We start from the raw sequence: 15,072 nt of genomic DNA, 5'->3' as shown, positions 1-15,072 counted from the left end.
CACCACCCAGGACGCACGCATCAAGCTCAAGCGGCTTTACCCTTCAACTTTAATGACATGAGCCACTAGTGGTTCATATGGACCGAAGCGCGCCCGGAAACATACTCTCATAAAGTTTAGCGAAGCCACTCGCATGGCCATCGCGTTTGCCAGGAGACTCATAGAAGATGCAAAACGGATGGCTTTGGAAGAATTGTAACCAGACCAATCCCGAGAGGGGATTCAATTGATCTACAAGACAATCTGCTCGGAAAATGCCATTTCCTGTCTCGAAAGTTTTGATTCCCGCTTCCTTCGGGAATTCAGAAAGAACTGCGTTTCGCATTGCCGGGTCAACCTCAACAATCGTGAAGCCATATCCTTGAAACCCACGCACTCCATAGAATTTATGAAGCAATCCCTTTACCATGCGCGCAAGGACGTCATGGATTTTCACGGGCAGTCTTTGCGGGGCGACCGGTGCGTCACCCGACCGTTCCACAAGTTCCTCCAACTCCTTGCGGTATGCTTGATGCCTGCCCTTTGTGAGAGTGCGCATTGTGCTTTTCAGAAGCTCAAGAGGGATTCGTTTTTGATTTCGAACATCAAAAATCAACCACATCAGCGCTTCATCATCTTTTCCATGAGCTTGGTTGCAGGCGAAACAGCATTCGACGGTTATTAGATTCGTATTTCTATCCTCGCCTTTGAACAGGCAGTTTGGCGGGATATGGTCGTCGCTTCGATCTGTTGAACGGAGTGGTGATGGGCCCTTGCGAGCTTTCGTAAGCTCTACGCCGCAATCGTAGCAAGTCCGAGGAGGTTTGGGCGCTTTCATGGCACTAGTGTTATTGTAGGCCCAAAAGGTTTCTCCAAGAGATTCAGGGAGGCCAGCAGATTATCTCAGAAACCAATCTGCTGGCCTCCTTGAATCTGCTGGAAATCATCAATCAAGACGACACGGGCCACATCACCGGCTCATCGCCTCAATCTCCGCCTCGCTGAGCACGCGGTCCCACAGCGCGAACTCGTCCATCGTGCCGCTGAGGTGGCGGATGGCGACGTTGGTGGTGCGGCGGTCGTTCCAGTTGCCGAGTTCGGCGATGCCGGGTTTGAGCGGCGAGGGGTCTTTGAGGCGGATTTTAGCGAGTAGGGTGCCATTCGCGTAATGACGCACTTCCTTGGCCTGCGGATCGAAAACGACCGCGAGGTGCATCCAGCGGCCGAAGCGCTCCGGCGTGAAAAACAGCTCGGTATCGCAATCTTGATGCCCATGGCCTGCTGCACCCGCAATGCCAAAGCGGATCTTCCCATCGCGGACGATCTGCCAGTGGATTTTGCGGTCGTTCCAGCCCTCGGACATGAAGAGAGAGTTGAAGTAGCGGTCGAGGCCGTTGATGCGCACCCACATGGCCATGGTGAGCGCCTTCGCCTCGGTGGGAGCGCTGAGGCGCACGCGGTCGCTGACGTTGCGGAAGTCGAGCGCACGCTTTTCCTGCCAGCGGCCGGTGGTCCACGAGGCACCGACGATGCTGCCGTCCTCGCCTTGAGCGGCGCGATTGCTCAGCGAGCGGGCGGACTCGTCGTCTTGGAAGTCGAAATGGAGCTTCAAAGCGGGATCGTTCTTCAAAAGGGCGCTTTGAGCCTGCCAGCGTTCGAATTGCGAGCGATCAGACAAAGCGGTGCGGGCGTTGATCTCGTTCAGCGAGGCAAAGCTTGAGGCGTTCGCAGCCAGCGGTTGCGCTTTGGCGGCGAAGGCCATGGCCTGGCCTTCTTTGAGCGACTTCATCGACTCGGCGGCCTGATGCAGCTCCACCTCGCCTTTGAAGACGTGGACCTCGGCGCTCGCATCGCTCACATCGAGGCCGAACTCGGTGCCGAGATCGACGATGGTGCCTTTGGGCGTGTTGATGCGGAAACCTTTCGCCTGCGGCGGCACGTTGGCGCTGAGCTTGCCACGCGTGCAGGTGGCCTCGCCGCTGGAGATGAGCTGGAGCTCGGCGGGGCCTTCGATCAAGACGCGGGCACCTTGATAAAACTCGATCTGCGCGATGCCAGACTTCAGTTTGAGCAGTCCAGGCGAAAGCGGCGTGCCCGGCGCGATGGCGGCGGATTCCCATTCGAGATTCACGCCGCGTGTGAGCACGGCGACGGAGGCCGTGGTGTCCTCGGTGGCCGGTCTTGGCAGTGAAAGCACCAGCCAGGTGCCTGCGAGCGCAAGGCAGGCTGCCATCGCCGCGACGGTGGTGACGGTGGCAAAGGTGAAACGGCGTCGCGGCACCAAAGCGGGCTGGATGACCTTGCCCGGCACGGCGAGCGGCTTCGTGGCGCGGAGCATCGCGTCCATCTCGAAGTGCTGGAGCAGTTTGGAGCCGAGCTGCGGCTCGTTTTGCAACAGCGTGTGAAGTTCCTCCGCCTCGGAATCGGTGAGCGTGCCTTCGAGGTAGTGCTGGATGAGCGTGTCGGCGTCAGGCATGGGCGTGGCCTCCTTGGTTGAGGTTTTGTTCGATGCACTCGCGCAGCTTTTCCCGCACACGGGAGAGGGCGCGGCAGACGGTGTCGGCCTTCATCTGGATCTGCTCGGCGATCTGCGGCGTGCCGACATCGTCGTAATAATAGAGCTCCACGAGCTCGCGGCTCTTCTGCGGCAGCTTTTGCAGGCAGGTGCGCAGCACGCGCACCTCGTCCTCATAGCGCGGCGGCGTCTCGCGCTCCTCCGCGAGCAGGCGGATGTGATCGGCGAGCTTTTGCACCACGTCCGGCTGCTGCCGCGTGCGCTCCCGCCACAGCCGCATGGCGATGTGACGCGTCATCGTGGCCAAAAGCGGCCGCGCATCGCTGCTGAGGTCCCATTTCGACTCCTTCGCCATGAATTCGAGGAAGACCTGCTGCGTGATGTCCTCCATCAGCCCCGGCCAGGGAGCATACTTCAGCGCCACGCCCTTCACAAAGTCGTGATGGGCGAGGAAAACCTGCGCAGCGTGAGTTTCGGCGATGTTCATGCGGGACTGACTATCTCACGTGTCGGCGGGAAACCGGACAGAAAAATGATCTTCGGCCAAAACGCCGCTGGTTGGCTCCGTATGGGTCTGCATGTTCCGCCGCAGCCTTCCATTCGTCCTTGTGATTTCGTCATTCGCCAAGTCTGCGAACGCCGCGCCCATTGACTACGACACGCAGGTCCATCCCTTCCTCAAAGACAACTGCATCGCCTGTCACAACAAGACCACGACGAAGGGCGGTCTGAACATGGAGACGCCCGAGCTGATGGCGAAGGGCGGCGAATCCGACAAGGGCCTCGTTCCTGGCAAAGGGGCCGACAGCATCATTTTCCAGGCTGCGGCACACACCTGGGACAGCGAGATGCCGCCGAAGGGCAACAAGGTCGGCGCTGTGAATCTCACGACGCAGCAGCTCGCGATGCTCAAAGATTGGATCGATCAAGGCGCACGTCCGTCGCCGAAACGGGACAAGGTGATCGCCTGGGAGCCGCTGCCTGCGGGCGTGCAGCCGATTTATGCGCTCGACACCACGGCACAGGGTGACTTCGTGGCCGCTGCCCGTGCCAACCAGATCAGCCTCTATCACCTGCCCACCCACAGCCTTTCGACAAAGCTCACAGATGACACCTTGCTCAAATCCGGCCTCTACAAGCAGCCGGGCGTGGCCCATCGCGACCTGGTGCAGTCGCTTGCCTTCAGCCCCGATGGCGCTCGTCTGGCGACGGGCAGCTTCCGTGAGGTGAAGCTGTGGAGGCGCGAGATGAAACTGGCCGCGCCAGTGCCCACACACCCGAAATTCACCGCCACGCAGGAGGCGGACCATTCGATCAAGCTCACGGAGACCGCAGGCGGAAAGCTGATCGCGCACATCAAGAGCGATCTCCTGGCCGAGCAGACATTGGCTCAACGCACCTTGGCTGCCACACGGGCTGCTTTGGAGGTCACGTTCCAAAACGAGGCCATCAAACGTGCGGAGACCGACGCCACGGAACAGGGGAATCGTTTGAAGAAGGCCAACGAACTGGCCGAACTCGCGAAGAAGAGCCTGGAGGACAAAAAGAAGGATTTGAAGGCCAAGCAGGACGCTCATGCAGCCGCGGACAAGGCCGCGAAGGAGATCGATACTCAAGTGGCACAGGCTTCTGCGGGCAAGCCGGATGAAGCCCTTGCCAAGAAGCAGGCGGAAGCTCAATCCGTGGCCAGCAAGGCTGCTGCGGAACTTGCCGAGATCCAGGCGGCCCTCAAAAAAGGCGAGGCGGCCATCGCTGCGGCAGATCCAAAGACGGCGCCTGAACTGCTCGATCTCGCCAAAGCGGGCCTCGAAGAGAAGAGGAAAATCGTGAAGCCGAAGGAGGATGCCAAAGCCACCGCGGACAAGTCTTTGAAGACCATCGCCGATCAGATCGCAGCCGCGCCGAAAATGAAGGTGGATGAGGCGATGCTCAAAAAGCAGACCGAGGCGAAGGAGAAGGCCGAAAAAGCCGCCACCGACCTCAAGCTGGCCCAGGAGGCCGTCACTCGTGGCGAGGCTGCCATCACCGACACGGCGAATGAGATCAAGCTCGTCACTGAAAACGAGAAGAAGGCGAAGCAGACCGTGGTGGACGCCAAGACGCGTCTCGATGTCGTGAAGAAGGAAGCTGACAAAGCCAACACGGAGCGTGACCTCGCCACGAAGGCTCTTGCCACCGGCATGAAGAAAGCGAAGGCGCTGCAATTCAGCCCGAATGGCCTGGAACTCGTCGCCACCTTCGACTCAGGCGAGCCTTTGGCCTGGAGCACGGTGACTGGAAAACCCATCACGCCGGGCAGCACGAGCACTGCCTGGGTGCTGGAGCGCACGCTCGGCACAGGTGATGCCAGATCACAGATCACCGATCGTGCGAACAGCCTCGCCTTTTCGCCCGATGGCAAAACGCTCGCCATCGGCAGCGGTGAGCCTTCCCGCAGTGGGGACATCACGCTGTGGGACATCACCACGGGCAAACTGGCGAAGGACCTCGCCGAGCGTCATCTCGACAGCGTCTTCGCGCTCGACTTCTCGCCCGATGGCAAGCTCCTGGCCTCCGGTGGCGCTGACAAGGCCGTGCGCATCACCGATTTGAGCAGTGGCAAGGTGGTGAAGGTCTTCGAAGGCCACACGCATCACGTGCTCGGCGTCACCTGGCGTGCCGATGGCCGCCTGCTGGCGAGTTCGGGTGCTGACAACGTCGTCAAAGTGTGGGATTGGACCACAGGTGACCGCCGCAAGAATGTCGATGGTTGGGACAAGGAGGTCACGGGCATCCGTTACCTCGGTGCGGCGGATCAGATCGCCACCAGCGCTGGTGACAACAAACTGCGGCTCATCACCAGCGATGGCGGTGAGGTGAAACAACTCCCGGGTGCCACCGGCTTCATGCAATCGTTGGCCACGACACGTCTCGGCGATCTCGTCCTCGGTGGTGACCAGGACGGCGTCCTTCGCGCATGGGATGTGGCCAGCGCGAAGGTTGTCGCCGAGTTCAAGCCGTGACCGGCCGGATCAATCCATGTAGTCGTTGATCAGGTTCTCCAGCATCTCCTGGCGGCCGCTGGCGGGGATGACGCTGCCGAGTTTGAGGGCGTGCTTCTCAAGAGACTCGAAGGTGGCTTTGCCGGTGGTGACGGTTTTGCCGATGCCGCTTTCGAAGGTGGCGTAGCGGGCTTTCACGAAGCGGTCGAGATCGCCGTCCTCGATGATGCGGTGGGCGATTTTCAGGCCGCGTGCAAAGGCGTCCATGCCGCCGATGTGGGCATGGAAGATGTCCACCACCTCGTGGCTCTCGCGGCGCACCTTGGCGTCGAAGTTGAGGCCGCCGGTCTTGAAGCCGCCGGCGCGGAGCAGTTGCAGCATCATCTGCGTGGTCATGTAAACATTCGTTGGGAACTGGTCGGTGTCCCAGCCGATGAGTTCGTCGCCGGTGTTGGCGTCGATGCTGCCGAGAGCGCCTGCGTTCGCCGAGACGGCCAGTTCATGCTCGACCCGGTGCAGCGCGAGCGTGGCGTGGTTGGTCTCGATGTTGAGTTTGAAGTGCTCCAGCAGGCCGAACTCGCGCAGAAAGTTCAGGCAGGCGGCGGCATCGCTGTCGTACTGGTGTGTCGAGGGCTCGCGCGGCTTCGGCTCGATGTAGAACTGGCCTTTGAAGCCGATCTTCTTCTTATAATCGACGGCCATGTGCAGGAAGTGGGCGAGGTTGGCCACTTCGCGCTTCATGTCGGTGTTCAGCAGCGTGGCGTAGCCTTCGCGACCGCCCCAGAAGGTGTAACCGAGGCCGTTGAGGCGATGCGTGACCTCCATGGCCTTCTTCACCTGCGCGGCGGCGATGGCATAGACGTCGGCGTTCGGGCTGGTGGCCGCGCCCTGCACGTAGCGCGGATGGGCGAAGAGGCAGGCGGTGCCCCACAGCAGCTTGATGCCGGTTTGCTTTTGCAGCTTCTTCAAATGATCCGCCACGGCGTCGAGCGCGTCGCTGCTGGCCTGGAGATCGTCCAACTCTGGCGCGACATCGCGATCGTGGAAGCAGTAGAAGCCGAGGCCGAGCTTCTGCATCATCTCAAAGCCCGCATCGGCCACACGCTTCGCGTTGTCGATGCTGGTGCTGCCATCGTCCCATGGGCGCTGACGCGTCGGGCCGCCGAAGGGATCGCTGGAGCCACCCTTCAACGCATGCCAGTAGGCCAGCGAGAAGCGCAGGTGCTCGCGCATGGTCTTCTTGCCCACGACTTCGTCGGGATTGTAGTGACGGAAGGCGAGACGGTTCTTCGTCTTCGGCCCTTCATAGGCGACGGGCTTGATCTTCGGGAAGTATTCCTGGCTCATGGTGTTCGTGGTTGGGTTGGAGTGGGATGAATCGCTTTTATACACTTCTGGAGTGGCGAAAGTCTGGTAATGATCTGCCAATGTTTGTTGAAATGCGGTCGCATTTAAACGCAGGACCGAGGTGAGGCAAGATCACTTCCCCGCCACCTTCGGCGCAGGCTCCAGCACATCAAGCTCATGGATGGACCAGAAGGTGCCTTTGGTGCTGCCGGTGTCGGTGATGCGGATGAATTTGGCTTTGGCGGGCTTGGGGAAGAGGAAGTCGGTGGTGCTGACTTTTTCGCTCTGGCCTTCGAGGATGGGTTTGTCCCAGGTTTGGCCGTCTGGGGAGAGTTCGATCTTCCAGCCGCGGGGCCAGTCATTGCGCGAGGTGGCGGTGTCGAGGGTGAGTCCGGCGATGTTGGTGGGCTGTGGCAGTTCAATCTGCACCCACATGCCGGGCGTTTGCGAGGTATGCGTGTCCCAGCGGGTCTCGGGATTGCCGTCGATGGCACGGGCGAGATCCTTGGCGTTGTGGCTGGCGGTGAGCTTCCACGCGCTGCGATTTTCCAGCGGGAGCTGCGGCCCAGTGCGCTTGAGTTCTTCGATGGTCCACGGCGTGGTGCGCGTGGCGAGTTCTTGGCGCAGTTTGGCGACATCCTCCTTCGTGATGAAGCGACCGTTGTTGCCAAAGCTCTTGCGCACGTAGCTGGCGATGTCGGCGAGCCATTCGTCGGGGTTGTTCGCCATCGGGATCATCTGCGCCTGATACGTTTTGCCGTTCACGGGACCGCTGAGGCCATGCAGGAGCACGCGGAGGACTTGATCGCCCTGCACGACGGTCTTTGAGGCGGCGAGCGCCGGGGCGAGCGTCATGCCGGGTGCGAGTCCATCAATGGCGGTGCCTTTGCCATCGAGACCGTGGCAGGTGAAGCACAGCTCCTGGTAAATGGCCTGACCGCGACGCATCTGATCCTTCTGCGCGTTACTGAACTCGCGTGGGAAGCTGATCTGGCTGTTGAGCATCTGCCCGGCCATTTCTTTGACGCCTTTCGACGGCGTGCTGAGTGCTGTGAGATTGATGAGCTTCGCGTGGTCCTTCCACTTCATCTGCTTCGCAGTGAGCAGCGCCTGGATGACGATGGTGGGATCGCTGTCCTTCGTCAAAGCGGTGACGTCAGCCACGAGCGTCTCATCGGCGAGCGATTCGCTGGCGCGGATGGCGGCACGGCGCAGCACGGGCGATGCGTCCTTCAAAGCGGCACGCGCGAGATCGCTGGTGAGGGCACCGAGACCTTCGAGCGTCCACAGCGCGTGAATGCGGGCGAGGTCGCTGCTGTTTTTCTGAAGCATTGCGATGAGCGCGGGCGCGACGTTTTTGTCCTGCTTCAAAACGAGCAGCTTCTGCGCTGTGTCGCGATGCCAGCCGTTCGGATGCGCGAGCGCCTCGACGAGTTGCGCGGGCGTGGCGTCGAGCAGTTTCGGCGCGGGCACGGGCTTCGTCGTGTCATGCACGAGACGCCACACGCGGCCGCGATTGATGATCTTGTCCATGCTGTGCTGCAGGATCACTTTGCGCAGGTAGCTGCCTTCCTTCGTCCAATTGCCCTCCTGGATGATGCCGCGATACATGTCGCAGATGAAGAGCGTGCCGTCGGGCGCCGTTTTCATATCGACGGGGCGGAAGCACGCGTCCGTGCTGCGGAGGAACTCGCTCTGCGGATGCGGATTGTGCAGAATGGTGATGCCGTCCTTCACCTCGATGCTCGTGCGGCGCACGAGACGGCCCACGGGCTCGCCAAAGAAGAGATTGCCGCGCAGCTCGGCGGGCAATTGATCGCCTCGGAAGATCTCGCCACCGCAGGTCGCGGTGAAATGGTTCAGCGTGTCGTCTTCGCGCGACTTGCCGGGGCCGCCCTGGTAATCACGCAGACCCATCGCCGGCCACACGACCTCAAAGCCGGGCTCGAACTGCCCGCGAGCGAGTGATTGACCATAGAGGATGTGGTTTTGGAAATTGAGCGGGCCTTTCTCGCCGCCCGCGTTCACCACCCAAAACTTGCCCTCATCATCCTGCGTCGCGCCCCACTGGCCGCCGTTGCCGGGAATGTCCTGCTTGATGAGCTGGCCGTCCTTCCAGCGCAGACGGTAATTGTTCACCGCTGTGTAGATCCAGTTGTCCAGCGCCCACGTCATGCCGCTCGGTTGATGCTCCAGATTGCCACCGCGAGGCCCGCCTTGATACACCGGCTTCTTTTCATCGCTCACGCCGTCGCCGTTCGTGTCTTTATAAAGATGGATGTCGTTCGTGTCAGTCTCGCCGATCAGCACGCCATCCGCCAGCGGCAGCAGCAGACGCGGCAGCTTCAGCTTGTCCGCAAAGACGCGATGCATGTCGTATTGGCCATCACCCTTGCTCGACCAATGCACGGACACGCGACTCGTGCTCACCAGCTCGTCCGTGCCGTCGATGTCGCGCATGTAGCTGCTCATCTCCGCGACATAGAGCCTGCCATTGCCATCAAAGGCGATGCAAACCGGCTCCGTGATGTCCGGCTCGCTCAGGATCAGCTCCATGCGATACCCCGGCGGCAATTGGAAGGTCTTTTGCTCCTCCGCCGCCGTCAGCGCCTTCACCGGCGGCTTCGGCGGGAAGTCGGTGGCATCATCGGCCAGCAGGCGACCGAGCGAGAGGGCAGTGACGAGAGCAAGGGGGCGGAGTTTCATGACGGGGGCTGAAAAAGATCCTGATCAATACTTTCGCCGCCCGCCGCTCCTTTGGTGACAGGCTGCCAATCTTTGTTAAAATCCGGCCATTGCGGGTGCGGGCGGGCAGTGGGCAATCGCACGCGTTCTACGAACGCCGCCCATTCAGGATCATCTCATGGAGCTTCTGGCTCAGCTGTTCCAGATTGGGATCAGCAAACCGGCGAAGACACACTCATCGATCCATCTCGCGGTTGGAGAACGCCTCGGATTAGGCGACGGCGAGCCCTTGCCTCCATCCGTTTTTTCGACCCTGTTCATCGTTGATGACTCTCTCATGGAGCTTCGTCAGGGTTCCATCTATACTGGTGAATCCAACTCTGCAACGTCGTGATGTCGCTAAGCTGGATGCGATCAGGCTGTAAATTAGCGAACTGGCGAGCCTCTCTGCTGAAAGTGCTCGCTGAAATAGCGACGGCACCAGAATAGCCAAAGGCACATGCAACACCAAAAATCTCACGCACCACTGGAACGCCGGTAGTCCGTAGTCTGCCACCATCAGGTGGGCTATCCGGCAACTTACACTGAACGGCCAAGACAGTTGGATCACCATCGCCATCCTCTACAGCAAGGAAATCAATACCGTCATCTTTGGTGCTCCGAAACAAATCCACCTTGAAACCTCGTCGGGCAAAAATCTCGGCGCATAGCGCCTCGAAATCGTCCTTCTTCAGGTCATACAACACCTCCTGATTTTGTGAAACAGCGTCAAATAACTCCTGACCGCAAAACTGACTGACATCCACCATTCCATTGGGGGTTTCTTTCTGGCGCTTGAGGTAACGATCTCCCACGGAACAGTCCTCGCTGGCGCAGAACTCGAAAATATTGAAGTCTGGTGGCTGGGGATCGAACAGCTCTGCAGGTAGTGCATAGGCAGCGTCCGGATAGATGCGAGCCCAGCATAACTGGCTCACGGAGTCCAAATCGGGATGCTTGGCGGGATAGTAAATATAGTTTCCCCCGACACAGTAACGAAGCGGGCTACCAAGAAGCCTCCGACGCTCCTGCAACGTTAGCTCTACTTTCGTGTAGAGCGGGAAAAACCGATTCGCCTTCTCTGAGAACGTTGCAATGACTTTGCCCATGATGGATGACGTTCTTTAGTTAGCCGAGCATTGTTTAGTCACAATAAATTGTGGGCAAGTCAAATTCGCCCACAGTGGTTTCAAATGCTCATCCAGCCAAGCGAAGGCAGGAAGAGCGTTGCGAGTGTCCGAGGATGACAACGGAAGTCAAGATACGAGAAAGGCTCACGTCTCCCCCTACCTCCACCCATTCAGGATCATCTCATTGAGCTTCTGGCGCATGGCTTTCATACCTGGAACGGTGAAGGGAGTGCCAACATCGGACCTGCTGACGCTGCACACCGTAGTAACCGACAGCTTGCTGGGCAAACCGTGCCGGTGAGCTAGGTCGTGTTTGAAAACGTGCCAATGGGCAAAACGGCGGTGATGTGGTAAGGAGTGGGGTCGATGAAAACACAACGCTTTGCATGGTGGGGGCCGCTCAAAGAGCGGCTCAAAAAAATGGTGCCATGAACCTGGGCGGCAGACCACCAGCAGGGTTGGACATGGTGCTTGATGCGCTGTTCTTCCGGCTGAGGAATGCAGGACCTTGGCGAGACCTTCCTGATGTCTTCGGCCCCTGGCGCACGATCTATGGCTGGTATCAGCGGCTGGCCCGGCAAGGCATCTGGGAGCGGCTGCTGCGCCGATTGGCGGCTGGTGCCAAAAGCAGGATCCGACTGGTCGACGGCACGCATGTGGTGGTGCACCAATGCGCCGCCAATCCCGCCGGAGGAGCGCAGAAGCAGGCGATGGGCCGCACGCGTGGCGGCCGCAACACCAAGATCATGGCGCTCACCGACGGTCGTGGTCTGCCAGTGAAGCTGTTGCTCATCGAAGGCCAGGCTTACGAGGGCAGACACGTCATCCCGCTGCTCGAAGCGCCTGAGGGACTGCTGATAGTGGGTGACAAGGGCTTCGACAGCGATCCTCTCCGCCAACAACTTGAGCAGTTGGGGGCCTCTCATTGCATTCCCGGCAAGTCGAACCGGAGCAAGAAGCGCAGGCTCAACAAGAAGCTCTACCGTCAGCGCTACAAGGTGGAGAACTACTTCTGCCGCCTGAAGCGCTGGGCCTTAGCAAGCACGCGCCGCGATAAACTTGCCTCCCACTTCCTTGCTCTCATTCAATTTGCGTCCGTCATCGACTGGCTTCGCTATGGCTGTTGAGGGTTTTCAAACACGACCTAGGGTTATGGCGTCGGCTGTGTAGCCGCTGCGTCAGGCCAAGTCAGCCAAGCAAACAATCCGAATACAACCGGCGGCAGCATCATGCATAGGTAATAGAATGAGTATTGCCGAACAACGAGCGAGACTTTGATCCAGCGAACCTGCGATTTCGTCAGCTTGTGATCTTCATAGTCGGGCTTGGATGCACGAAAGACATCAAAGTCGATGTCCTCGTGGTTGTCGGACCGTTGCAAAATGTCGTCGTAGTCTTGAGATAACTTTTCCACAGCATCAAGGAATTCAGGTGCGTTCTTGTCTTTGTGACGCGTCTTGAGAGCTCGGAGCTTTTTGTAAAGTTCAGCCACGTCCAATCCGCTCTGATGGTAAGTGTAGGACCGCACGCTGTAGTTCTGTGAGGCCTCAAGCTGGCTGACCACAAGGATGATGATCGACAACGCCGAGCTGATAAACAAGATCGCTTGTCCCGTGGCACCCTGTGAGAACTGCGGCAGCATCGTCGTAATGAGTGAGAAGATCACCACATAGGCAGACAGCAAGGCAACGGCACGTGACGACAGGTTGTGCTTCTTCTGCAAGCGTGCCGCCGCATTAAATCGGCTTTTGTAGGTGGACCACAATTTGTAATTGAGTTCACGGTCATAACCGCCTTGCGCATAAAGCGGGACGTTTTTGCTTTTGGGGTCGGTATTCATAGTGCAGGCGCAGATTCACGAGATTGCTTACCTCTGCAACGCATTGATCGACTCATCCATCTTGTTGGAGGCGTCCTGCATTTGGCTCGGGTTATAGCTGCCATCGCCGCTTTGGTTCAGCGTGTTCGCGCTCGTGCCGCTGATGGCGCTGTCGAGTTGGGCTTGGCTGATTTCGCCGGGTGGGCCTTGCGAGCCGTCGCTGCGTTTGCTGTCATGTGGGCAAAGGGCGGCCTACACCGTGCGTCATCCTGATTGGTGACTTCCCACAGATTCAGAGAGGCCCACAGATTAACCCAGAAGCGCAAATGACGGCCTGCGGAACACGCGGAATGCACGGAAACTCAAGCCAAGCAGCCTCATGCCCCAATCACCTTTTGAGTGATCGCCATTTCATCGACTTTTTCCGTTTGTTCCGCGTGTTCCGTAGGCTCTCCATTCCCGGCTTTAGGATTCACTGAAAAAGAAATGGGCCTCCCTGAATCTGCGGGAGATCATTCTGGACTCTGTTTCCCAAAGATTCATGACGTGGAGAATCGCCCCAAGGCAGCTTCACCTCGGACCAAGCGCCCATCGGATAGGCCGTGAGGCGATTCGCCGGAGCGGTGATGCTCAACCGGCATCCCTCTCCCGTTTCCGGCGGCTCTCCCCGCCTGCACTTTGGCCGTTACGGGTGGGTCATGAAGCCTGTGCTTTCCCTGCGACACGCGAATTTTCTGCATCACTATCCGGCCATGCCGCTGCTACGCCTCCAAGCTGACTTTTTCGCCCGGATCGCCGATCCGCAGGGCGTGCGGGCGATTTTCGAGCACATGCCTGGTGTGTTCTTTTTCATGAAGGACGACCAGGGGCGGCACATCGCGGCGAACAGCGCCACCTTTGAGCGATTCGGCATCAAGAGCGAGCGCGAGCTCGTCGGCGCGATGGACGAGAAATTCTTCCCGCCCGATGTGGCGAAGGCGTATCGCGACGACGACCAGAAAGTCATCCGCAGCGGCAAACCGCTCATCAACCGGCTCGAAGTCTGGTATGACGAGCAGCGGAACCTGAGCTGGTTCCTCTGCACGAAGCTGCCCGTGCACGACAAACGCGGCAAGGTCATCGGCGTCATGGGCATCACCCGCCGCGATGAGGACCGCATGCGCCAGCACGACGTGCGCGAAGTCACCGTCGCTGTGCAATACGCCCGCGAGCACTGCCACGAAGTCGTCACCACCGCTGAGCTCGCCCGCGCCGCCGGCGTCTCTGAGCGCCACCTGCATCGCAAGCTCCGCATCGCCCTCGACATCAGCCCCTACGAGCTCCTGCTGCGCTCCCGCATCCAGTCCGCCGCCGAGGCCCTGGCCAAAACCACGCTGCCCATCATCCAGATCGCCCTTGATCATGCCTTCTGCGATCAAAGCGCGTTCACCCAGCAATTCCGCAAACGCACCGGCATGACCCCGAAGGAGTTCAGGAGAAGGCATCAAGGGTGAGCTCGGCCAGCAATGCCGGATCATCGAACTCCAGCGCCGCGAAGGCTTGATCGAGATGCGCGGGCGTCCGACCACCGACGAGCACGGTGTCGATGCCCGGCTGATGCAAAGCCCACGTCAGCGCGAGATGCGCCTGCGAGTGCCCGGTGCGCTTCGCGACGGCTTCGAGCCGAGCGAGGCGCTGATAGGCCGTGTCATGGAAATAGACCTGCTGATGGCCTGGGATGATTTCGAAGCGTGAACCGGCCTGAACGCCGTTCTGATGCTTCCCGGTCAAAAAACCGGCTCCGAGCGGACTGTAAGTCACGATGGCGATGTTGTTCGAGGCGCAGTAGTCGCGCAAAGCCTCGGTGACATCGCGGACAGCGAGGTTGTGGTTGTTTTGGATCACGCGGAAGCGTGGGCCGAGGGCGCGGAGTTGCTCCAGCGTGACGTTGCTGGCTCCGAGGGACTTGATCCGGCTGGAGTGGAGGAGTGATTGGAGTGCTGGGATGCCCTGTGGGACCGATTCATGCCACTGATGCAGGTAAAGCAGGTCGATTTGCTCGACACCGAGACGTCGCAAACTGTCCGTGATGTCGATGCGGTCATACGGCGGCAGCATCTTCGTGGCGATGGTGATGCCTTCCGGCTTTCGCGAAGCCAGCCACTTGCCGAGGATCGTTTCCGAAGCTCCACCACCATAAGCGGCGGCGGTGTCGAAGTGCGTGACACCGCGTGTGAAGGCGTGATCGAGCAGCGCAAAGGATGCCGCATCGTCGATCTCACGACCGAAGGTGACACAGCCGAGGCCGATGCGGGGAAGCGATGAAGATGGGCCTACGGAAGACACGGAACAGACGGAAGGAGAGGTTGGGCGGGAGCTTGGGATGATTATTGGCAGTGGGTGACACGTTGCGAAAAGCCTGCAGGATGGCGGCAACGGCATTGAATCTAGCAAACGACTTAAAATCTTATTGCGAACCAGGAAGGTATTTTGGTAACAACCACGCGTTAGAGTGGGTATTTTGCTATACATTCTCCAGCCGACCATGACAACATGGCTGCATGATGCCCCGACAAGTCTTCGAGAACGAATCCACCG

The 15,072-nt window shown here is 59.5% G+C and carries 11 protein-coding genes; 3 read left to right on the top strand and 8 right to left on the bottom strand.

Annotation, left to right across the window (positions count from 1 at the left end; genetic code table 11):
* Positions 1-73 precede the first annotated feature (73 nt).
* From IAE77_RS21250 to IAE77_RS21240, 3 genes are all read right to left on the bottom strand, one after another.
* Positions 74-817, bottom strand: a complete 744-nt coding sequence (locus tag IAE77_RS21250) for a hypothetical protein (RefSeq protein ID WP_294231130.1) — start codon at positions 815-817, stop codon at positions 74-76.
* Between the two features lie 132 nt (positions 818-949).
* Positions 950-2,455: a LamG-like jellyroll fold domain-containing protein gene (locus tag IAE77_RS21245; protein ID WP_294231128.1), complete on the bottom strand. Its 1,506-nt coding sequence runs from the start codon at positions 2,453-2,455 to the stop codon at positions 950-952.
* Positions 2,448-2,981, bottom strand: a complete 534-nt coding sequence (locus tag IAE77_RS21240; RefSeq protein WP_294231126.1) for a sigma-70 family RNA polymerase sigma factor — start codon at positions 2,979-2,981, stop codon at positions 2,448-2,450. The genes IAE77_RS21245 and IAE77_RS21240 overlap by 8 nt, the downstream gene beginning before the upstream one ends.
* A 91-nt stretch (positions 2,982-3,072) precedes the next feature.
* On the opposite strand from IAE77_RS21240, the gene IAE77_RS21235 reads away from it, so the two are divergent.
* The gene (locus IAE77_RS21235) at positions 3,073-5,496 is read left to right on the top strand and encodes a c-type cytochrome domain-containing protein (RefSeq protein WP_294231124.1); all 2,424 of its coding nucleotides are present in this window, start codon (positions 3,073-3,075) and stop codon (positions 5,494-5,496) included.
* Between the two features lie 9 nt (positions 5,497-5,505).
* Here IAE77_RS21235 and xylA read toward each other — a convergent pair whose 3' ends face one another.
* From xylA to IAE77_RS21220, 3 genes are all read right to left on the bottom strand, one after another.
* A complete protein-coding gene (gene xylA, locus IAE77_RS21230; RefSeq protein WP_294231122.1) occupies positions 5,506-6,822 on the bottom strand; it encodes a xylose isomerase in 1,317 nt (438 codons plus the stop codon).
* A 132-nt stretch (positions 6,823-6,954) separates the two neighbouring features.
* Positions 6,955-9,528, bottom strand: a complete 2,574-nt coding sequence (locus IAE77_RS21225; RefSeq protein WP_294231120.1) for a discoidin domain-containing protein — start codon at positions 9,526-9,528, stop codon at positions 6,955-6,957.
* 314 nt (positions 9,529-9,842) lie between these two features.
* Positions 9,843-10,655 carry a restriction endonuclease gene (locus IAE77_RS21220; protein WP_294231118.1) on the bottom strand — a complete coding sequence of 271 codons (813 nt, stop codon included), beginning with the start codon at positions 10,653-10,655 and terminating at the stop codon, positions 9,843-9,845.
* Positions 10,656-11,104: 449 nt separating this feature from the next.
* Between IAE77_RS21220 and IAE77_RS21215 the strand changes: the two genes are divergently transcribed.
* Positions 11,105-11,803, top strand: a complete 699-nt coding sequence (locus IAE77_RS21215) for an IS5 family transposase (RefSeq protein WP_294231116.1) — start codon at positions 11,105-11,107, stop codon at positions 11,801-11,803.
* A gap of 23 nt (positions 11,804-11,826) precedes the next feature.
* Here the strand turns inward: IAE77_RS21215 and IAE77_RS21210 are convergent, their stop codons facing one another.
* A complete protein-coding gene (locus tag IAE77_RS21210; protein ID WP_294231114.1) occupies positions 11,827-12,516 on the bottom strand; it encodes an SLATT domain-containing protein in 690 nt (229 codons plus the stop codon).
* Between the two features lie 677 nt (positions 12,517-13,193).
* On the opposite strand from IAE77_RS21210, the gene IAE77_RS21205 reads away from it, so the two are divergent.
* Entirely contained in the window at positions 13,194-13,988 is a 795-nt protein-coding gene (locus IAE77_RS21205; RefSeq protein WP_294231112.1) for a helix-turn-helix domain-containing protein, read from the top strand.
* Here the strand turns inward: IAE77_RS21205 and IAE77_RS21200 are convergent.
* Positions 13,966-14,820 carry an aldo/keto reductase gene (locus tag IAE77_RS21200; protein ID WP_294231110.1) on the bottom strand — a complete coding sequence of 285 codons (855 nt, stop codon included), beginning with the start codon at positions 14,818-14,820 and terminating at the stop codon, positions 13,966-13,968. The two genes, IAE77_RS21205 and IAE77_RS21200, sit on opposite strands and share 23 nt — an antisense overlap.
* Between the last annotated feature and the right edge of the window lie 252 nt (positions 14,821-15,072).

Origin of the sequence: Prosthecobacter sp. (genome assembly GCF_014879935.1) — a bacterium.
GTDB lineage: Bacteria > Verrucomicrobiota > Verrucomicrobiia > Verrucomicrobiales > Verrucomicrobiaceae > Prosthecobacter.
The sequence above is the reverse complement of the archived record's forward strand: the minus strand, read 5'-3'. Positions and strand labels throughout refer to the sequence as shown.

Bases quoted from the DNA above. Each gene is read 5' to 3' on its own strand.
- IAE77_RS21250 (WP_294231130.1), bottom strand. From the start codon at position 817: ATGAAAGCGCCCAAACCTCCTCGGACTTGCTACGATTGCGGCGTAGAG.
- IAE77_RS21245 (WP_294231128.1), bottom strand. From the start codon at position 2,455: ATGCCTGACGCCGACACGCTCATCCAGCACTACCTCGAAGGCACGCTC.
- IAE77_RS21240 (WP_294231126.1), bottom strand. From the start codon at position 2,981: ATGAACATCGCCGAAACTCACGCTGCGCAGGTTTTCCTCGCCCATCAC.
- IAE77_RS21235 (WP_294231124.1), top strand. From the start codon at position 3,073: ATGTTCCGCCGCAGCCTTCCATTCGTCCTTGTGATTTCGTCATTCGCC.
- xylA (WP_294231122.1), bottom strand. From the start codon at position 6,822: ATGAGCCAGGAATACTTCCCGAAGATCAAGCCCGTCGCCTATGAAGGG.
- IAE77_RS21225 (WP_294231120.1), bottom strand. From the start codon at position 9,528: ATGAAACTCCGCCCCCTTGCTCTCGTCACTGCCCTCTCGCTCGGTCGC.
- IAE77_RS21220 (WP_294231118.1), bottom strand. From the start codon at position 10,655: ATGGGCAAAGTCATTGCAACGTTCTCAGAGAAGGCGAATCGGTTTTTC.
- IAE77_RS21215 (WP_294231116.1), top strand. From the start codon at position 11,105: ATGAACCTGGGCGGCAGACCACCAGCAGGGTTGGACATGGTGCTTGAT.
- IAE77_RS21210 (WP_294231114.1), bottom strand. From the start codon at position 12,516: ATGAATACCGACCCCAAAAGCAAAAACGTCCCGCTTTATGCGCAAGGC.
- IAE77_RS21205 (WP_294231112.1), top strand. From the start codon at position 13,194: ATGAAGCCTGTGCTTTCCCTGCGACACGCGAATTTTCTGCATCACTAT.